This window comes from Fusobacterium sp. JB019 (assembly GCA_030673965.1).
GTDB lineage: Bacteria > Fusobacteriota > Fusobacteriia > Fusobacteriales > Fusobacteriaceae > Fusobacterium_B.
In genome coordinates, this window is record JAUTCN010000022.1 from 55,881 (window position 1) to 74,893 (window position 19,013).

The 19,013-nt window shown below is 27.0% G+C and carries 20 protein-coding genes; 16 read left to right on the top strand and 4 right to left on the bottom strand.

Translation table 11 applies throughout. The annotated features are described in order from the left end of the window. Positions 1-2: 2 nt before the first annotated feature. The 9 genes from rnc to rpsI all read left to right on the top strand — a co-directional run bounded on the left by rnc (position 3) and on the right by rpsI (position 8,017). Entirely contained in the window at positions 3-731 is a 729-nt protein-coding gene (gene rnc / locus Q7K47_10520; protein ID MDP0507624.1) for a ribonuclease III, read from the top strand. Then, positions 718-1,752, top strand: coding sequence for a radical SAM protein (locus tag Q7K47_10525; protein MDP0507625.1), 1,035 nt, complete (start codon positions 718-720; stop codon positions 1,750-1,752). The genes rnc and Q7K47_10525 overlap by 14 nt, the downstream gene beginning before the upstream one ends. Continuing rightward, positions 1,745-3,211: an Rne/Rng family ribonuclease gene (locus Q7K47_10530; protein MDP0507626.1), complete on the top strand. Its 1,467-nt coding sequence runs from the start codon at positions 1,745-1,747 to the stop codon at positions 3,209-3,211. The genes Q7K47_10525 and Q7K47_10530 overlap by 8 nt, the downstream gene beginning before the upstream one ends. 11 nt (positions 3,212-3,222) lie before the next feature. Beyond that, a complete protein-coding gene (gene coaD, locus Q7K47_10535; protein MDP0507627.1) occupies positions 3,223-3,723 on the top strand; it encodes a pantetheine-phosphate adenylyltransferase in 501 nt (166 codons plus the stop codon). 9 nt (positions 3,724-3,732) lie between these two features. Next, positions 3,733-5,088: a DNA repair protein RadA gene (gene radA, locus Q7K47_10540; protein MDP0507628.1), complete on the top strand. Its 1,356-nt coding sequence runs from the start codon at positions 3,733-3,735 to the stop codon at positions 5,086-5,088. A gap of 3 nt (positions 5,089-5,091) precedes the next feature. Continuing rightward, the gene (gene disA / locus Q7K47_10545) at positions 5,092-6,150 is read left to right on the top strand and encodes a DNA integrity scanning diadenylate cyclase DisA (protein ID MDP0507629.1); all 1,059 of its coding nucleotides are present in this window, start codon (positions 5,092-5,094) and stop codon (positions 6,148-6,150) included. Positions 6,151-6,251: 101 nt separating this feature from the next. Next, the gene (locus tag Q7K47_10550; GenBank protein MDP0507630.1) at positions 6,252-7,049 is read left to right on the top strand and encodes a hypothetical protein; all 798 of its coding nucleotides are present in this window, start codon (positions 6,252-6,254) and stop codon (positions 7,047-7,049) included. Between the two features lie 120 nt (positions 7,050-7,169). After that, positions 7,170-7,604, top strand: coding sequence for a 50S ribosomal protein L13 (gene rplM / locus Q7K47_10555; GenBank protein MDP0507631.1), 435 nt, complete (start codon positions 7,170-7,172; stop codon positions 7,602-7,604). Between the two features lie 23 nt (positions 7,605-7,627). Then, entirely contained in the window at positions 7,628-8,017 is a 390-nt protein-coding gene (gene rpsI / locus Q7K47_10560) for a 30S ribosomal protein S9 (GenBank protein MDP0507632.1), read from the top strand. 140 nt (positions 8,018-8,157) lie between these two features. Here rpsI and sstT read toward each other — a convergent pair whose 3' ends face one another. The 3 genes from sstT to trxA all read right to left on the bottom strand — a co-directional run bounded on the left by sstT (position 8,158) and on the right by trxA (position 10,829). After that, positions 8,158-9,378, bottom strand: a complete 1,221-nt coding sequence (sstT, locus tag Q7K47_10565) for a serine/threonine transporter SstT (GenBank protein ID MDP0507633.1) — start codon at positions 9,376-9,378, stop codon at positions 8,158-8,160. Between the two features lie 219 nt (positions 9,379-9,597). Then, positions 9,598-10,446, bottom strand: coding sequence for a mechanosensitive ion channel (locus tag Q7K47_10570; GenBank protein MDP0507634.1), 849 nt, complete (start codon positions 10,444-10,446; stop codon positions 9,598-9,600). Positions 10,447-10,520: 74 nt separating this feature from the next. Further along, a complete protein-coding gene (gene trxA / locus Q7K47_10575; protein MDP0507635.1) occupies positions 10,521-10,829 on the bottom strand; it encodes a thioredoxin in 309 nt (102 codons plus the stop codon). 231 nt (positions 10,830-11,060) lie between these two features. On the opposite strand from trxA, the gene Q7K47_10580 reads away from it, so the two are divergent. Then, positions 11,061-11,411 carry a CoA-binding protein gene (locus Q7K47_10580; GenBank protein ID MDP0507636.1) on the top strand — a complete coding sequence of 117 codons (351 nt, stop codon included), beginning with the start codon at positions 11,061-11,063 and terminating at the stop codon, positions 11,409-11,411. A gap of 76 nt (positions 11,412-11,487) precedes the next feature. Here the strand turns inward: Q7K47_10580 and rpmB are convergent, their stop codons facing one another. After that, entirely contained in the window at positions 11,488-11,745 is a 258-nt protein-coding gene (gene rpmB, locus Q7K47_10585; protein ID MDP0507637.1) for a 50S ribosomal protein L28, read from the bottom strand. Positions 11,746-11,899: 154 nt separating this feature from the next. Between rpmB and Q7K47_10590 the strand changes: the two genes are divergently transcribed. The 6 genes from Q7K47_10590 (at position 11,900) to Q7K47_10615 (ending at position 19,012) form a co-directional block, all read left to right on the top strand. Continuing rightward, positions 11,900-14,239 carry an endonuclease MutS2 gene (locus Q7K47_10590; protein MDP0507638.1) on the top strand — a complete coding sequence of 780 codons (2,340 nt, stop codon included), beginning with the start codon at positions 11,900-11,902 and terminating at the stop codon, positions 14,237-14,239. After that, positions 14,215-14,910 (top strand): 2-C-methyl-D-erythritol 4-phosphate cytidylyltransferase, encoded by a 696-nt coding sequence (ispD, locus tag Q7K47_10595; GenBank protein ID MDP0507639.1) that lies wholly within the window; start codon positions 14,215-14,217, stop codon positions 14,908-14,910. The genes Q7K47_10590 and ispD overlap by 25 nt, the downstream gene beginning before the upstream one ends. 75 nt (positions 14,911-14,985) lie before the next feature. Continuing rightward, the gene (locus Q7K47_10600) at positions 14,986-16,206 is read left to right on the top strand and encodes a hypothetical protein (protein ID MDP0507640.1); all 1,221 of its coding nucleotides are present in this window, start codon (positions 14,986-14,988) and stop codon (positions 16,204-16,206) included. Beyond that, positions 16,190-17,617 carry a cysteine--tRNA ligase gene (gene cysS / locus Q7K47_10605; GenBank protein ID MDP0507641.1) on the top strand — a complete coding sequence of 476 codons (1,428 nt, stop codon included), beginning with the start codon at positions 16,190-16,192 and terminating at the stop codon, positions 17,615-17,617. Before Q7K47_10600 ends, cysS begins: the two co-directional genes overlap by 17 nt. Next, complete coding sequence (locus Q7K47_10610) at positions 17,605-18,000, top strand: ribonuclease III domain-containing protein (GenBank protein ID MDP0507642.1); 396 nt, start codon at positions 17,605-17,607, stop codon at positions 17,998-18,000. The genes cysS and Q7K47_10610 overlap by 13 nt, the downstream gene beginning before the upstream one ends. Beyond that, positions 17,987-19,012, top strand: coding sequence for a rod shape-determining protein (locus Q7K47_10615; protein MDP0507643.1), 1,026 nt, complete (start codon positions 17,987-17,989; stop codon positions 19,010-19,012). The genes Q7K47_10610 and Q7K47_10615 overlap by 14 nt, the downstream gene beginning before the upstream one ends. The last annotated feature ends 1 nt before the right edge of the window (position 19,013 follow it).

Here is a 19,013-nt window from a genome sequence, read left to right on the forward strand (position 1 = left end):
AAATGAATATTGAAGTGAAATTCGATTTAAGTTTAAAATCATTAGAAGAAAGGTTAACTCATTCTTTTAAAGATATTAATTTATTGAAAAATGCACTTCTTCATAGATCTTTTGGAAATGAAAATAGGAGATATAAAAAAGTAAACAATGAGAGACTAGAACTGCTAGGTGATGCGGTTCTAGATCTTGCTGTTGCAGAATATTTATATTTACATAACGAAGATTATACTGAAGGAGACTTAGCAAGAATTAAATCAATGGTAGTAAGTGAGCCTGTTTTTGCTAAAATTTCAAGAAAGTTAGATTTAGGAAAGTATTTAAGATTGAGTAAAGGTGAATTGATGACTGGTGGACAAGATAGAAATTCTACACTATGTGATACTTTTGAAGCAGTAATGGGAGCAATTTATCTTGACTCTAATTTTGAAGAAGCTAAAAGAGTAGGAATAAAATTTTTAAAATATGAAATAGAGCATTTTGATGAAGATGAAGAAATAACAGATTATAAAACAACTCTTCAAGAATTTGTTCAAAAAAAATATAAGATTGTTCCAACTTATACTGTTGTAAAAGAATCAGGACCTGATCACAAAAAAACTTTTGAAATTGTAGTCAAAATAGGACAAGATGAAGAAGGATATGGAATAGGGAAAAGTAAAAAAGTTGCAGAGCACGCAGCTGCTAAAGATTTATTAAAAAAAATAAAGGAAATTAAAAATGAAACATTATAACATTCCTGTTTTTATAAGTCATTTTGGGTGCCCTAATGCCTGTGTTTTTTGTAATCAAGTAAAGATTAATGGAAGAGAAACAGATGTTACTAATAAAGACTTAGAAAATATTATAGAGGAATATTTAAGAATATTACCTGAAACTTCATATAAAGAAGTAGCATTTTTTGGAGGAACATTTACAGGAATATCTTTAGGGAGACAAAAGGAATATTTAGAAGTTGTAAAAAAATATTTAGATAAAGGCTTAGTTCAAGGAATAAGGCTTTCAACTAGACCAGATTATATAAATAAAGAGGTAATGGATCAGTTAAAAAAATATAAAGTGACAACTATTGAATTAGGAGTTCAATCTTTTGATGAAGAAGTGTTAAAAAAAAGTGCTAGATATTATGAAATAGAATCTGTTTATAAAGCTTGCAACATGATAAAAAGTTATGGGATTGATTTGGGGATTCAAATTATGCCTGGATTACCAGGGTCGACATTTGAAAAAGATTTTGAAACAGCTAAAATAGTTGTTAGAATAAATCCTATAAATGTAAGAGTTTATCCTACATTAATAATAAAAGATACAGAGTTAGAAAGAATGTATAAAGCAGGAGAATATAAAGTATTATCAATGGAAGAAGCAATAAAAAGATGTAGGAAAATATGCGCTCTTATAGAGTTGAATGGAATAAAAATAATAAGAGTGGGATTGCAACCATCAGAAGATTTAAGAAATGGTGGGGTATCTGTAGAAGGAGCTTTTCATCCAGCATTTAAAGAATTAGTTGATGGAGAGATTTATTTTAATTTTTTGAATAAAATTGAAAATAAAGAAAATAATTTAGATGTGGAGACTTGTGAAAAAAATATCTCTAAAATAATAGGGATAAATAAAAGAAATAAAAAAAGATTAAAAGCTTTGAAGATGAAAATAAATAACAGCTTAACAGTGGACAAAGTAATAGTTAATGGGGTAGAATATAGTAGAGATAAAATATTACAACAGGAATTGAGTGAATGTTATGAATAGAATTGTTATTAGTGTAAATACTTTTCAAAGAAAAGCAGCAATCATAGAAGATGATAGGGTTGTAGAAATTTTTAATGAGCGAGATGATGAGTCAAATATAATAAAAAACATTTATAAGGGAAGAGTAGCAAATGTTCTTCCTGGAATGGAGTCAGCTTTTGTTGATATAGGCTTAAAAAAAAATAGTTTTCTTTTTGTTGATGATTTAAGAGAATTTGAGGAAAAATATTTAAATGGGTTAGTAAATAGTGAAAAACCTATAGAAGATTTATTAACTGTTGGTGATCAAGTTGTAGTTCAAGTTTTGAATGTTCCTAGAGGGAATAAAGGAGCGAGAGTTACAACCAATTTTACAATACCAGGAAAATACCTAGTATTGATGCCTAACAGTGATCATATTGCAATTTCTAAGAAAATTTCAAATGAAGATGAGAGACAACGGCTTCAAAAAATATTTGAAGAAATAATGCCAAACAAGATGGGAGTCATAATAAGAACAGCTGCTAGAGGGAAATCTGTATACCATTTTGAAAGAGAAATAAGTTATTTAGTTAAAAAATGGCAAGATATTGAAAAAAGAATATCAAAATCTAAAGTAGGAGAAATTTTATATAATGATAATGATATTGTAATAAAAATATTAAGAGATATTTTAAATAGCAACATAGACGAAATTATAGTAGATAATGAAGAGGTTTATTTAGAAATAATTGATTATATTAATGCTTTTAGTGAAGGAAAGTCTAAAACAAAAGTTAAACTATTCTATGGAGAAAATGAAATATTTGAAGAATATAACATAGATAAGGAAATAGAAAAAGCTCTTCAAAAAGAAGTATGGTTAGATTGTGGAGGATATTTAGTTATAGAAAAAACTGAAGCTCTTATAAGTATTGATATTAATACAGGAAGAAATACTGGAAGCTATAATTTGGAAAAAACAGTATTAAATACAAACTTAGAAGCAGCTAGAGAGATACCTAAACAATTAAGAATAAGGAATTTAAGTGGAATTATTATAATAGATTTTATAGATATGAAATTACAAGAAGATAAAGATTTAGTTATTCAACAATTAGATTCAGAATTAAAAAAGGACAGATTAAAGAATAATATAGTCCATTTTACTGATTTAGGATTAATTGAAATGACAAGAAAAAGAGTAGGAAGAAATTTAAGTTATTTTTATCAAACAGATTGTCCAAGATGTAATGGATTAGGAAAAGTGAGATCTATAGAAGGAACAATAGAAATGATAATAAGAGAACTTAAAGAAGTTTCTAAGGAAATGGATATAAAAATAGTATGTTTATTATCTACAAAGGAAATAATAGATAAAATAAAAGAAGTTTATTTTGATATTTTAAAGGAGTATTTTAAAAAAAGAGGAAAATACTTAAAGTTTGTAGTAGAAGAGATAAACAATAAATCAGGTTATGATATATTACTAGAAAAATAGGGGGAATAAATTTGAAAGTAGGAGTTTATTCTGGTAGTTTTGATCCTATAACTTTAGGACATCAGAATATTATTGAAAGAGCAAGTAAAATGTTCGATAAGTTAATAGTTGTTATTGGAAATAATAGTGAGAAAAAATATTGGTTTAATTTAGAAGAAAGAAAGGCTATGTTAGAAGAATTATTTAAAGAGTATAATAATATTCAGATTGATACTTATGAAGGATTAATTGTTAATTATTTACTTGAAAATAAATTACAAGTCATAGTTAGAGGGATAAGAACGATTGAAGATTGCGGTTTAGAGTTGTATTTTGCTGATGGAAACTTGATGATATCTGAAAATAAAGTGGATACAGTATTTTTACCTGCATTTAAGGAATATATGCATGTTAGTTCAACAGCGGCAAGAGAAATAGCAAGATATGGAGGAAAAGTAACTTGTTATGTAGATGAAAAAATAGAAAAAAAACTTTTAGAGAGAGGGAAATTGTATAGTCCTAAGAAAAAATAAGGTGAAAATATGGCTAAAGAAAAAATTGTATATACTTGTCAAGAATGTGGATATAAAACTTCAAAATGGATAGGAAAATGTCCTAGTTGTGGAGAGTGGGATACTTTTGAAGAATATGAAGAAAAAAAAATAAATAAAAATTTTTCTTTAGCTGATATAGAAAAAAATGTATCTTCTTTTAATGAAATAAAAATAGAAGAAAATTTTAGATATAAAACTTCTGTGAAAGAAATAGATAGATTATTAGGAGGAGGCTTAGTACAGGGAGAGGTTGTTTTAATAACAGGAAATCCTGGTATAGGAAAATCAACTCTTCTTCTTCAAATGGCTTCAGAATATTGTCAATATGGGGATATATTATATGTTTCTGGTGAAGAATCTTTAGGTCAGATTAAAAGTAGAGGAGAAAGGCTAGGAATAGATAATTCTAATTTATATTTAATGGCAGAAGTTGTTATTGAAAAAATAGTAGAGTATATTACTTTTAAAAAACCTAAGATAATAATAATAGATTCTATTCAAACTATCTCAAGTGAAAATAGTATGTCAGTTTCAGGATCACCTAGTCAAATAAGAGAATCAACATTAAAAATAGTTGAAATTGCTAAAAAAACAGGAGTGTGTTTTTTTATTGTAGGACATATAACTAAGGAGGGGAAAGTTGCAGGTCCTAAATTATTAGAGCATATGGTAGATGCTGTTTTTAATTTTGAAGGTGAAGAAGGTTTGTTTTATAGAATATTGAGAAGTACTAAAAATAGATTTGGATCAACTAATGAGTTGGCTGTTTTTAGTATGGATGAAGAAGGCTTGAAAGAAATAAAGAATTCATCAGAATTTTTTATAAGTGAAAGAAATGAAAAAAATATAGGAAGTATGATAGTTCCTGTTTTAGAAGGAACAAAGGTTTTTCTTTTAGAAGTACAAACGTTATTAACTGAAGGAAACAATATAGGTATACCTAAAAGAATCATACAAGGCTTTGACAGAAATAGATTTCAAATTTTAATGGCTATTGGTGAAAAAAGAATGGGTTTAAATATAGGAAATAAAGATGTATTTTTAAATATTCCAGGAGGAATAGCTATAAAAGATCCAGCAGCAGATTTAGGAGCTTTAATATCTTTATTGTCTATTTATAGAAATGTTGAAATTAGTCAAAAAATTGCAGCTGTAGGAGAGTTGGGATTAAGAGGAGAAATTAGAAAAGCTTTTTTTATTGATAAAAGATTAGCAGAGCTAGAAAAATTAGGCTTTAAGGGAGTTTATATTCCCGAAGCTAATAGAAAAGAAATAGAAAAGAAAAATTATAATTTGAAAATAATTTATCTAAAGAATATAGAAGAATTTCTAGAAAGGATGTAGAGTATGGAAAAATCAGAAATGAAAGAAATATTCAGTTTTGTAAGACCAGGAACAAGACTTAGAGAAGGCTTAGATAGCATCCTTGATGGAAGAAAGGGAGCTTTAATTGTTATAGGGATGGACGAAGAAGTTGAAAAAGTTTTAGATGGAGGTTTTTTTTTAAACTGTGATTATAGTCCTGAAAGACTATTTGAGTTATCTAAAATGGATGGAGCAATAGTACTAGATGAGAGTATAGAAAAAATATTATATGCAAATGTTCATTTACAACCGGACAAGAGATATACTACAGATGAAAGTGGAACAAGACATAGAACAGCTCAAAGAATAGCTAAACAATTAGATAGATTAACCATTGCTATTTCAGAAAGAAAAAGAGTTTTGACTCTATATAAAGGGGAAATAAGATATAAACTAAGAAGTTTACTTGAATTAACTAATGAAGCAGCTCAAGCCTTAAATACTTTGGAAAGATATAGAAATGTTTTGGAAAGAAGTTTAGGAAATTTAACTATATTAGAATTAGATGATATGGTTACAGTTGAAGACGTATGTACTGTTTTACAAAAATTTGAAATGTTAAAGAGGATAAAAAAAGAAGCTTTTGATTGTATAATAGAACTTGGAACAGAAGGTAGATTAATAAGTCTTCAGTTAGAAGATTTATTGAGAGGAACCAAGGAAGAAAAGGAAGAATTTTTAAATGATTACTATACCTATAAAAGCGAAGAAGAAATAAAAAATATAGAATTAGAAATTTCAGAATTAGATAATAGTGAAATGTTAGATTTGGTTAAGATTTCTACTATATTGGGATTTGGAAAGTCGGTTTCTAAATTAGACAATAGAATAAGTCCTAAAGGATATAGAATATTAAATAAATTTGGAAAAATTAATGATAAAGATATTGAAATTTTAGTAGAAAATTTTGGAGAATTATCAAAAATTCAAATAGCTTCTGCAGATGAATTAGTAGAAAAATCTGAGATAAGTAAATTTAAAGCAAATGCTATTAAGAGAGGATTTGCAAGATTAAAGTTTACAGTAGGATTAGATAAATAATTAGAAGAAAAGCGCTAGGTAGTGGACTAGTGCTTTTTCATTGAAAAAATAAAATTATATGTATACAGACAAAAATAAAAATTATTTAGAAAGGATTTAAAATGAATTACTTTTTGTTTTTAAACCACCCAAAAGGTGAAAAAATTTACAAGGTATCTTTAGAAAAAGAAAAGTTAGCTAGAAGATATTTTGATTCTATAGATACAATAGAATGTGAGATTACAATAAAAGAAAAAAAATATAATGCAGTAATTGATTATGAAAGTTTTGGCAAATTATGTAATTTTGATTGTTTTAATTGTGTAAATGACTGTTGTGCAGATAGCCCTTCGCTATTAGAGGAAAATACAAAAAAATTTTTAAAGGATAATTTAAAAGAATTTAATAAAATTACTAAGAATTATGATATAGCAGAAGAGTTAGGTTATTGTAAAAAAGAATTAAAAGAAGAGTTAGAAAAAGAAGATGAAAGAGAAATTATATCTCATGTAGAAGAAGAGACTGAAATGTGTTTTTATGCATATAGAACGAAGGATAGAAAAACTTTATGTAGTATTCACTCAATTTGCTTAAATAAGAAGATGAAAGAGAAAGAAATATGGCAGTATAAACCTTTAGTTTGTTCTCTATGGCCAATGGAAATATTAATAGAAGATGATAAATCTAAAATTTATATTACATTACCTGATGATTTTACAAATAGTTTTACAATAGAAAACTATTATGAAATTCCCTGTATAAATATAGAAATGTTAGAAAGTAGTCTATTTAGAAAAAAAAATCCAAACGGTTTTTCTGAAAAAAACTATATTCCATTTGTAGAAGCATATAAGACGACAATAAGTTCTATTTTTGGTGAACAAATATATGAATTAATAAAGTCTAAAGTAATGGAATAATTAAATAAAACTATTGACATCAAAAGAAAATTCATATATAATCTTAAGGTAAATGTACCTTTCCCACAAAGGACCGTTGCGTTATATAAAAATATATAACTGAAATTTTAGGAGGATAAAGTGAAGAAATACACTGAAATGCAAAGAAAAGAAGATGTAGTAAGAGAGTGGTTCCATTACGACGCTGAAGGCGTAGTATTAGGAAGATTAGCTGTAGAAATTGCTAAAAAATTAATGGGAAAAGAAAAAGTTTCTTTCACACCACATATTGACGGTGGAGACTATGTAGTAGTTACTAATATTGAAAAAATAGCAACAACTGGAAATAAAATGAAAGACAAACTTTATTATAGACATTCTGGATTCCCTGGTGGAATTAGCAAAAGAACTTTAGGGGAAATTATAGAAGCTAAGCCAGAAGATGCTTTAATGCTAGCTGTAAAAAGAATGCTTCCAAAAAATAAGTTAGGAAGAGAACAATTAACAAGACTAAGACTATTTGTAGGAGCTGAGCACGGACATGTTGCACAAAAACCTACAAAGGTAGAAATGTAAGGGGGTATTGAACAGTGGCAGAAATGAATCAATTTAGAGGAACAGGTAGAAGAAAAACTTCTGTAGCAAGAGTAAGATTAATTCCTGGAGAAAAGGGAATAGTTATAAATGGAAAAGATATGAAGGATTATTTTGGAGGAAGAGAAATCTTATCTAAAATAGTTGAACAACCATTATCATTAACAGAAACTTTAGATAAATATCAAGTAATAGTTAATGTATTTGGTGGAGGAAATTCAGGACAAGCTGGAGCTATTAGACATGGAGTTTCTAGAGCTTTAGTTGAAGCTGATGAAACTTTAAAAGGAGCTTTAAAAGCAGCTGGATTCTTAACTAGAGACTCAAGAATGGTTGAAAGAAAGAAATTCGGAAGAAGAAAAGCAAGAAGAAGTCCTCAATTCTCAAAAAGATAATTTTATCCTTTGGAGAAGTCGAGAAAATATACAAAAAAACCTTGGAGATTATATTTCCAAGGTTTTTTATTTTAGCACACAAAAAAGAGACTGTTTAAACTTTTGGTAAGTTCAGTAGTCTCTTTTAATATTTTAATAAATTATTTTATCTTTATTTCTCTTCCTTGTTTTTTCCACTCTGAAAATTCAGCAACAGCTGTAAACAGAGCATCAGTAGAAGAATTTAAACCAGTTTCGACAGAATCTTGAATAACTCCAATAACAAATCCTACACCAACAACTTGCATGGCAACATCATTAGGTATTCCAAATAGACTACATGCTAATGGAATTAGTAAAAGAGATCCTCCAGCAACTCCAGAAGCACCACAGGCGCTCACAGCGGACAAGACACTTAGTATAACGGCAGTTCCAAAATCAACATGTATACCTAGAGTATTAACAGCTGCTAAAGTAAGGACAGATATTGTAATCGCAGCTCCAGCCATATTGATAGTAGCTCCTAAAGGAATAGAAACAGAATACATATCTTTGTCTAGATTTAATTCTTCACATAAATCCATATTAACAGGAATGTTTGCTGCAGAACTTCTTGTAAAGAAAGCAGTTATTCCACTTTGTCTTAGACATTTAAAAACTAGAGGATAAGGATTTTCTTTGATCATAATAAAAGTAATTAATGGATTAACAACTAATGCCATGAATCCCATAGCTCCTAATAAAAGAACAAGCAATCTACCATATTGCATTAAAGAAGATAACCCACTAGTTGAAATAGATGTGAAAACTAATCCAGCAATTCCAAATGGCGCTAAACTTATTACCCATTTAACAATTTGAGAAAGAGCATCTGAAAAATTAGAAATCATAATTTTTGTAGAATCAGGAGCATGCTTTAATGCAACTCCTAATAAAAGAGCCCAAACTAAAATTCCGATATAGTTTGCATTTGATAGGGCGTTTATAGGATTATCAACAATATTTAATAATAATGTTTTTAATACTTCAGCTACTCCACTGGGAGGAGCTATACTTTGAACACTTTCTCCCAATGCTATTTTTACTTTAAATATAAAACTTGCAACAACAGCAACTATTCCAGCAGAAAGGGTACCAATTAGATATAAAAATATAACAGATTTCATATTTGTTTTTTGTCCTGGTTTATGTTGAGCTACCGCCGAGATAACTAAGAAAAATACTAAAATAGGCGCTACCGCTTTTAGTGCACCAACAAATAATGTACCTAATAATTGAATAGGTTTTAATTGGTTTGGTGCTATTATGGCAAGAGCAATTCCTACGATTAATCCTATTATTATTTTTTTTACTAAACTTAATTCATTCCACTTGTTAAACATTTTTTCCTCCCTATTATTTAAGCTTGTGCCAAAATTTCAAACAACAATACTTAAAAAACACTACTTTTTTTTAATTTCAATTAGTTTATCATATTTTCACAAAAAAATAAAGAAAAAAATGAAAAAAGCATAAAAAAGATAAGAAAAAGTGTTTTGAAAAAAATCAAATTTCATTATAATGAAAAAAAAGGTGCTGATATTTTATACCAGCACCTTTTTTTATTGCTTTTCTAATTCAAAACTTTTATTATAGATATCAAGTTTGTTATAAGGGATTTCGATATTATTTTCTCTAAACTTAATAATAACTTCCTCCATTAAATCAAATCTAACTGTCCAATAATTAGGAGTAGAGGTCCAGACTCTAAATGTAAAATCTAGAGAGCTAGCATTATGTGACATAAGTCTAATTGTGTATCCTCTATTGTGTAATACTTTTTCATGACTATCAGCAATTTTTTTTAAAGTGTCTTTTACTAAATTGATATCAGCATCATAATTTACAGAAATTATTAAATCAATTCGTCTTTCAGGATTTCTTGAAAGATTAGTTAATGGAGAATTAGCCAAAGCTCCGTTTGGAATAATAATTTTTTTATTATCAATGGTTACAATTGTAGTGTAAAGAATACGAATGCTATCAACTATTCCTGAACCAGAAGAGCTTTCGATATAATCACCCTTGTAAAAAGGTTTGAATAATAAAATTAAAATTCCACCAGCTAAATTAGTTAAACTTCCTTGAAGCGCTAAACCTATTGCTATACCAGCAGTACCAAGTATAGTTATTAAAGAGGTTGCTCTAATTCCTATTCCCCCAATTAACAAGAAAAATATAAAAATATAAGTAATCATATGTAAGAGTGAAAGAGAAAAAGTTTTTAATAAAGGATCAACATTATGTTTTTCCATAAGAATATTACTGGTTTTATCAATTAAATTAACTATAGGTTTAGATAAAAAAAGGATTACTAAAATCCAAATAAGTTTAAGAGTAATGCCGGGAAGTTTTGTTCCCATACTAGCAAATAAACTTTGAAAAAATATATCCAGATTTAAATTGTTCATAGATACCTCCTTAAAAGAATAACAGAGATTAGAATTCTTCTAATCTCTGTTATTAAATCTTATTTAGTAAAAAATTATTTAATTAACTCAGATATTTTACTTTCAGAAACTAGCCCAACAGATTTATTAATAATTTCTCCGTTTTTATAAATTATTAAAGTAGGAATACTCATTATTTCAAATTTACCAGCTAATTCAGCCTCTTCATCTACATTGATTTTACCTATTTTAATATTAGAATTTTTATTAACAAAAGATTCTAGTATAGGTCCTAGTGCTCTACAAGGTCCACACCAAGTAGCCCAAAAATCTAAAATAACAATATCATTAGATTTTAAAACTTCAGCTTCAAAATTATCTTTAGTTATATTTATGATTGACATAGTTATAACCTCCTTAGAGTTTTAATTTATTATATATTAATATTATACAATAAAAATAAAGATATGTCATTAATATAATATAAATTAAATTTAAACTTTTTTAAAAAATTTATCGTCATAATGGTGAAAATGAATAAAAGATGTTAATAGAAATTCTCCCCTTATCTCATAAAGGAAGAACGAGTGATGGTCGTTCTTTTTTTATTTTTTGGAGAGAAAAAGGAGGCAAAGATGGATTTGAAAGAAACAATGAAAATGAAAAATTTTGTTGTTGTTGGAGATACTTTAAATGAAAGAAAATATGCATGTAAAATAAAAAAAGAATTACTAGCAGGAGGATATAAAGTTGCTTCCGTTGGAAAAGAATTAGAAAGTATAAATGATGTTGGATTTGAGATAGATGTTTTAGATTTATGTATTAATCCTAGGGCTGGAATAAAATTATTAAAAGAAAATAAAAAAAAGTTTAAAAATATAGTTATTCAACCAGGAGCAGAAAGTAGAGAAATTTTAGAATATTTAAATAAAAATAATATCCCATATATAGAAAGTTGTTTGCTTGTAGGATTAAGAATATATTAAAAGAGAAATAAAAAAAAGACATACTATATATAATAAGTTGTCTTTTTTTTATTTCTCATAAAATTTTAAAATAAAATTATTTGCTTAAGAATTTTTGAATTCTAGGGCTTAAATTATTTTTATTTGCTTTTAATATTTGCATAGTTTCAACTTCAGTAGCTGATTTTAAAGTTTTTAAAACTTTAGTACAAACTTTAACTTTAAGAGATTTTCCATTAACAGTTATTACAACTGGTTGAAGATTTGGTTTCCATACTCTGTTAGTTGCTCTATGAGAGTGAGAAACTTGGTGTCCGAAAGTCATTCCTTTACCACTAACTTCACATCTTTTCATTGTAGCACCCCCTTTTAAACAATATTGCAAGATATTATATCACTATATTGATATAATATCAAGAAAATTTTAGAGAAAACTATTCTATAAAGTTTAATTGTGAATGCACTTATGGTATAATATCAATGAGAAAAAGAGAAAGAAGGAGAAAAAATTGAATACACATAGTTATGATGTTTTAGAATTTAATAAATTAAAAAATGTTTTAAGTGAATATATGGTAACGGAAAGTTCTAAGAATAAATCTAAGAATTTATCAATATACAAAGAAGTTAACTTATTAAGGAAAGATTTTAATATTTTAAAAGATTTTATAGATTTTTCAAAGTATGATGGAGGAATTGAATTGTCAGGATTGACTGATATAACAAATCTTTTAAAAAAATGTGAATTAATTGGAATGTTTTTTGAACCAGATGAGTTATTTTTTATTAATCAAAATTTAAGATTATTTAGATTATTTAAGAATAAATTAGAAGAATTAGATAAATATAAAGAATTAAGAAATAAATATTCCAAGATAGAAACACTAAAATATATAGAAGATATTATTAATAAAACTATTGATAATGAAAAAAATATAAAAGATGAGGCTTCTCTAGATTTAAGAGATTTAAGATCTCATAAAAAATTATTATCTTCTAATATAAAAAGAAAATTTGAAGATATGTTTTCAAATGATAATTTATCAAAGGCAATTCAGGAAAAAATAATAACAGTTCGTGATGGAAGAAATGTAATTCCGATAAAAACAGATTTTAAAGGATTAATTAAAGGGATAGAACATGACAGATCTTCAAGTGGTCAGACAGTATTTATAGAACCTTTAGCTGTAGTTTCTTTGAATAATAAGATGAGGGAATTAGAAGCTAGAGAAAGAGAAGAAATAAGAAAAATATTATTAAGGTTAACTGATCAAGTTAGAATGAATATTGACACTATTTCTAAGGTTTCTGAAGTTTGTTTAGAATTGGACTTTCTTAATGGAAAATCAAAATTTTCTATTGACTTAGAATGCAATATTCCTGAAATTAACACAAGAGAACAATTAAATATAATAAGTGGAAGACATCCTTTTATACCAAAAGATAAGGTTGTTCCTCTTACTTTTGAAATAGGAAAAAAATATAATACTTTATTAATAACAGGTCCAAATACAGGAGGTAAAACAGTAGCTTTAAAAGTTGCGGGATTACTTACTTTGATGGCTTTATCAGGAATCCCAATTCCAGCAAGTCCGGATTCAAGTGTTGGATTTTTTGAGAATGTTTATGCGGATATAGGTGATGAGCAAAGTATAGAACAGTCATTGTCATCTTTTTCAGCTCACTTAACAAATGTTCAGAAAATATTGTCAGGTGTTTCTAAAAATAGTTTAGTTTTGTTAGATGAATTAGGTTCAGGAACAGATCCAGTTGAGGGGTCAGCTTTTGCAATGGCAGTAATAGATTATTTAAAAGATAAGAAATCAAAATCAATTATAACTACTCACTATAGTGAAGTAAAAGCTTATGGTTATAATGAAGAAGAAATTGAAACAGCTTCAATGGAATTTAATTCTCAAACATTATCTCCTACATATAAATTATTGATAGGAATTCCAGGGGAGAGTAATGCTTTAACTATAGCAAGAAGGTTAGGAGTTTCAGAAGAAGTTATAAATAAAGCAGAATCTTATATAAGTGATGAGAATAAAAAAGTAGAAAAAATGATTAGTAATATAAAAACTAAATCAGAAGAACTTGAAATTATGCAAGTAGAAGTAGATAGGCTAAAAAGAAAAGCTTTGGCTGATAAACAAGAGTATGAAGAAAAGCTAAGAAAATTAGAAATTGAAAAAAATAAAATATTAAAAGAAGCTTATGAAAAAGCTGATAATATGATGAAAGAAATGCAAAATAAAGCAGCAGCTTTAGTTAAAAAAATTCAATCAGAAGAAGCAAAAAAAATAGATGCAAAAAATGTTCAAAAAAGTTTAAATATGCTTAGAAGTTCTTTAAAAGATGATAAAAAGAAAAATGTAGAAATAAAACCTAAAATAGCTAGAAAAATAGATATAAAAGAAGGAGAGAAAGTTTTTGTTAAAAGTTTAAAACAATATGCAGATATTTTAAAAATAAATAAAGTTAAAGAAACAGTATTTATTCAAGCTGGAATATTAAAATTAGAAGTTTCCCTAGATGATGTTAGTAAAATTATAAGTAAAAAGAAAAAAACATATACTTCTGTGATATCTCATAATAAATCTATGGTAAAATCTAAAATTGATTTAAGAGGTAAAATGGTTGAAGAATCAGTATATGACTTAGAATCTTATTTTGATACTGCTATGTTAAATGGATATAAGGAAGTTCAAGTTATCACAGGAAACGGTACAGGAGCTCTAAGAAAAGGAGTTGTTTCTTATCTTAAAGAATGTAGATATGTTAAAGAATTTAGATTTGGAGGACAAGGAGAAGGTGGTGTTGGTTGCATAGTAGTAACTCTGAAATAGAATGTACTTTAATAGTTGCAGCAGCAGGGCAAGGAAAAAGAATGGGGCTTTCTTTCCCTAAACAGTTTTTGAAATATAAAGATAAACCTTTGTTTATAAATGTTTTAGAAGTGGGAGAAAAATCAAATTTAGTGAAAAATATAATTGTTGTTACAAAAGAAGATTTAATAGATGAAGTTTCTAATTTATGTGAAATGTATAAATTGAAAAAGGTTAAAGCTATTATAAAAGGTGGAAAAGAAAGGCAAGAATCTATTTATAATGCATTAAAATATTGTTCGAAGGATTCAATAATTGCCATACAAGATGGAGTAAGACCTTTTTTCAAAGAGGAATATTTAGAAAAAACTATAAGAGAATTAAAAAATAATCAAAAATTATCAGGGGCAATTATTGGAGTACCAGTTAAAGACACTGTTAAACAGTTGAAAAAAGATAAATTAATAGAAAGAACTCCTGAGAGGTCAACCTTATATTTAGCTCAAACTCCTCAAGTTTTTAGAGGAAGAATATTAAAAGAAGCTTATGAAAAAGCTTTGAATGATAATTTTTTAGGAACAGATGATTCTTCTTTAGTTGAAAAATATTATGGAAATGTAAAAATAATAGAAGGTGATTATTCCAATATAAAGATAACAACAATAGAAGATTTAAGATTTTTAGAATTATAAAATATTGAAATTTACTTTGACATTTAAAGGGTGTATAATAAAAAGAACTGAAAAATTATAGATATAGGAGGATAAATGAAAAAAGTTATAAGTTTGATAATTTCTCTTTTAGTGACATTATTAGTTATAATAATAGGATTTGAATTTTATTATAAAGATTCTATAGAAAGTTTTATAACTGACAAGTCAACTATTATTTATTGTAATAAAAATATCAACAAAAAAAGTTTATCTAAATTAGAAGATATATTTGAAATAAATATAGAGAATGAAAATGAAATAATAAAAAATATAAAAGATTTATGCTTTGTATCTCAAAGTAAAATATATGAAAAAAATAAAAATGGAGTTTTAATTATAGATTTAGGAAAATATTATCCAATTGCAATTTTAGAAATAAATGATTATTTTAACGAGGGAAAAAACGGATATTATGTTCTAAAGGATGAGAATAGAAAATATATAGAAAAATTTATTAATCATAGAGATGAAGTTTATCTTAAAAATTATAAAGGACTATTTATAATAGGAAAAGATGAAAATGAAATAGAAAAAGCTATAAAATCATCTTCTAAAAACAATAATAAATTAAAAAGAATAATAGAGGAAAAATTAGATAATAAATTAGGAACTTTAATAATAAATCAAGGAAGAGAAAGATATTTAGGAATGGATATGTTAGTTTTTTCTGGTAATTTAAAAGATGAGAACACAATAAAATTAGATGGGGAAATTTATGGAGAACAAAGTTTTTTGAAATTGTTAAAACCGCAACCTAAAAAAAGAAAGTTATTAAATTATTTGGAGAATGACAAAGTTTATCTTTCAGCTAAAAATATAGATAAATTAGATACTTTTATTTTTAGAATGCTCTCAATTAGATTATCAAATTTTACTATTGCAGAATTAGTTCAAGAATTTTTTATTTTAGAAGGAAAAGATTTATTTTCAATGCTTAATGGAGAAGTAATTATAGATACTAAAAATGGAAACTATTTATTTGGACTTAAGACTTTAGAAAGCAGTAAGGAAATCTCTTTGTTTTTAGAAAAATTACAAAATATTTCTATAAAAAGAGATTTATTAGGAAATGATTATTTATTAATTGGTGAAGATAGTTTTGAGTATAAAACAGAAAATTGGATTATGAAAGAAAATCAAATTGCAATGGGGCAATTTAAATATAAATATATGAATATAGATTGCAAAGGATATATAGAAAAAAATAAATTAAGAATAAAAGCTGAAATAAAAATAGATAAAAATAGGGAGGAAAAAAATGATAAGAATCTATAACACAATGACAAGAAGTTTAGAAGAATTTAAACCAATAAAAGAAAATCAAGTGTCTATGTATGTTTGTGGACCAACAGTTTATAATTGTATTCATATTGGAAATGCACGTCCAGCTATAGTTTTTGATACTGTGAGAAGATATTTAGAATATAGAGGTTATAAAGTTAATTATGTTTCTAATTTTACAGATGTAGATGATAAAATAATAAAAAAAGCTAATGAAGAAGGTGTTTCTTGTGAAGAAATTGCTCATAAATATATTAATGCTTATTTTGAAGATACAAAAAAAGTTAATTTAAAAGAAGAAGGAATGCAAAGACCTAAGGCAACAGACTATATAGAAGAAATGCAAGAGCTTATTAAAAATCTAATTGAAAAAGGTTATGCTTATGAATCAAAAGGGGATGTTTACTTTCAAGTTGATAAAAATAAAGGAAAATATGGATGCTTATCTCATCAAGAAATAGATAATTTAAGAGCGGGAGCTCGTGTGGAGGTTAGTAATATAAAAAAATCACCTTTAGACTTTGCATTATGGAAAAAAGCAAAAGAAGGAGAGCCTAGTTGGGATTCTCCTTGGGGAAAAGGTAGACCAGGATGGCATATAGAATGTTCAGCTATGTCTGGAAAATTATTAGGAAAAGATTTTGATATTCACGGTGGTGGACAGGATCTTATTTTTCCTCATCATGAAAATGAGATAGCACAATCGACTTGTGGATCAGGTGGAAATTATGCTAGATATTGGATGCATAATGGATACATAAATGTTGATGGAGAAAAAATGTCAAAGTCATTAGGAAACTTTTTTCTTTTAAGAGAAGTTTTAGAACATTACGAAGGAAGAGTTATTAGATTTTTTGTTTTAGGAGCTCAATATAGAAAAACTATTGATTTTTCAGATAACGAATTACAACAAAGTAAAACTGGATTAGAAAGAATTGATAATGCTATATTAAGAATAAAAGAAAAAGTTAAAGATGGATTTATAGAAGATGGAGATGATTTATCATCTTTAAAATCAGATGTAGAAAATGCTAAAGAAAGATTTATAGCTGCAATGGATGAAGATTTTAATACAGCTCAAGGAATTGGTGTAATATTTGAACTGGTAAAAAAAATAAATAAATATGCTGAAGTAGAAAAATTATCTCAACAGGGAATAAAAAATCTTGAAATGGCAGATACTTTTATAACTTATATAATGGAAGAAGTATTAGGAGTGTTATTAAAGAAAAATGAAGAAAATTTAGGAAATTTAACATCTGAATTAGTTGAATTTTTGTTAGAATTAAGAAGAAAAGCAAGAGTAGAAAAAAACTGGGCATTATCTGATGAAATAAGAAATAGACTTTTAGAAATGGGAATCAAAATAAAAGATGGAAAGGATAAAACAACATGGTCTCTATAGATTTAAGAGAAAAAAGTGGGGTAGTATTAGCCTATTTAGGAGATTCCATATGGGAAGTTAATGTTAGAGAATATTTTTTTATGAAAGGCTATAATTTAAGACATATGAATAATGAAGTAGTAAAGTATGTTAATGCAAAAGCCCAAAGTAAAATATTAAATAAGATATTAAAAGATGTAGATGAAAAATATAAACAACTTATAAATAGATCAAAAAATGGAAGGATAAAATCTTTTCCAAAAACTTGTACTCCTCAAGAGTATAGAGAAGCAACAGCATTTGAAGCATATATTGCAGCTTTATATTTAGATGGTAATATTGATGAAATAAGAAATATAGTGAAATTAAATATAGACTTGGAGGGAAAAGATGGGATTATTTAAGTTTGGATCAAGAAGAGGAATAGGAATAGATTTAGGTACAGCTAATACACTTGTTTATAATAAAAAAACGCAAGAGATAGTATTAAATGAACCATCAGTAGTTGCAGTTGAAAGAGAAACAAGAAAGGTTTTAGCAGTTGGGAACGAAGCAAAGGCAATGATAGGTAAAACTCCAGATTCTATAGTTGCTATAAAACCTTTAAGTGAAGGGGTTATTGCTGATTATGATGTAACAGAAGCTATGATAAAATATTTTATAAAAAAAGTATTTGGAAATACTATGTTTATGCCAGATGTAATGATATGTGTTCCAATTGATGTAACAGGAGTAGAAAAAAGAGCGGTATTAGAAGCTGCTTTATCAGCAGGAGCTAAAAGAGCATATTTAATAGAAGAAGCTAGAGCAGCAGCTTTAGGAGCAGGATTAGATATATCAGCACCAACAGGAAATATGATAGTTGATATTGGTGGAGGATCTACAGATGTTGCTGTGATTTCTTTTGGTGGGACAGTTGTAAGTAAAACTATTAGAATTGCAAGTAATAACTTTGATAATGATATTGTGAGATATGTTAAAAAAACTCATAATTTGTTAATAGGAGATAGAACAGCAGAACAAATAAAAATAAAAATAGGGACAGCTATTCCTTTGGAAGAAGAAGAAAGTATAGTTGTAAAAGGAAGAGATTTAGTAATGGGGCTTCCAAAATCAGTAACGATAACATCTGAAGAAGTAAGAGAAGCAATTAATGATTCATTAATGCAAATAGTATCTTGCGTAAAAGAAGTTTTGGAAAAAACTCCTCCAGAATTAGCTTCAGATATAGTTGATAGAGGAATAGTAATGGCAGGAGGAGGTTCTTTAATAAGAAACTTCCCTAAATTAATAGCTCAACATACTCAATTACATGTTAGATTATCAGAAGAGCCTCTTATGAATGTTGTTAGAGGAGCGGGGCTAGCTATGGACCAATTAGATGTATTGAAAAAAATAGAGAAAGCAGAGAGGTAAT

Bases quoted from the DNA above. Each gene is read 5' to 3' on its own strand.
- rnc (MDP0507624.1), top strand. From the start codon at position 3: ATGAATATTGAAGTGAAATTCGATTTAAGTTTAAAATCATTAGAAGAA.
- Q7K47_10525 (MDP0507625.1), top strand. From the start codon at position 718: ATGAAACATTATAACATTCCTGTTTTTATAAGTCATTTTGGGTGCCCT.
- Q7K47_10530 (MDP0507626.1), top strand. From the start codon at position 1,745: ATGAATAGAATTGTTATTAGTGTAAATACTTTTCAAAGAAAAGCAGCA.
- radA (MDP0507628.1), top strand. From the start codon at position 3,733: ATGGCTAAAGAAAAAATTGTATATACTTGTCAAGAATGTGGATATAAA.
- disA (MDP0507629.1), top strand. From the start codon at position 5,092: ATGGAAAAATCAGAAATGAAAGAAATATTCAGTTTTGTAAGACCAGGA.
- Q7K47_10550 (MDP0507630.1), top strand. From the start codon at position 6,252: ATGAATTACTTTTTGTTTTTAAACCACCCAAAAGGTGAAAAAATTTAC.
- rpsI (MDP0507632.1), top strand. From the start codon at position 7,628: ATGAATCAATTTAGAGGAACAGGTAGAAGAAAAACTTCTGTAGCAAGA.
- sstT (MDP0507633.1), bottom strand. From the start codon at position 9,378: ATGTTTAACAAGTGGAATGAATTAAGTTTAGTAAAAAAAATAATAATA.
- Q7K47_10570 (MDP0507634.1), bottom strand. From the start codon at position 10,446: ATGAACAATTTAAATCTGGATATATTTTTTCAAAGTTTATTTGCTAGT.
- trxA (MDP0507635.1), bottom strand. From the start codon at position 10,829: ATGTCAATCATAAATATAACTAAAGATAATTTTGAAGCTGAAGTTTTA.
- Q7K47_10580 (MDP0507636.1), top strand. From the start codon at position 11,061: ATGGATTTGAAAGAAACAATGAAAATGAAAAATTTTGTTGTTGTTGGA.
- rpmB (MDP0507637.1), bottom strand. From the start codon at position 11,745: ATGAAAAGATGTGAAGTTAGTGGTAAAGGAATGACTTTCGGACACCAA.
- Q7K47_10600 (MDP0507640.1), top strand. From the start codon at position 14,986: ATGAAAAAAGTTATAAGTTTGATAATTTCTCTTTTAGTGACATTATTA.
- cysS (MDP0507641.1), top strand. From the start codon at position 16,190: ATGATAAGAATCTATAACACAATGACAAGAAGTTTAGAAGAATTTAAA.
- Q7K47_10610 (MDP0507642.1), top strand. From the start codon at position 17,605: ATGGTCTCTATAGATTTAAGAGAAAAAAGTGGGGTAGTATTAGCCTAT.
- Q7K47_10615 (MDP0507643.1), top strand. From the start codon at position 17,987: ATGGGATTATTTAAGTTTGGATCAAGAAGAGGAATAGGAATAGATTTA.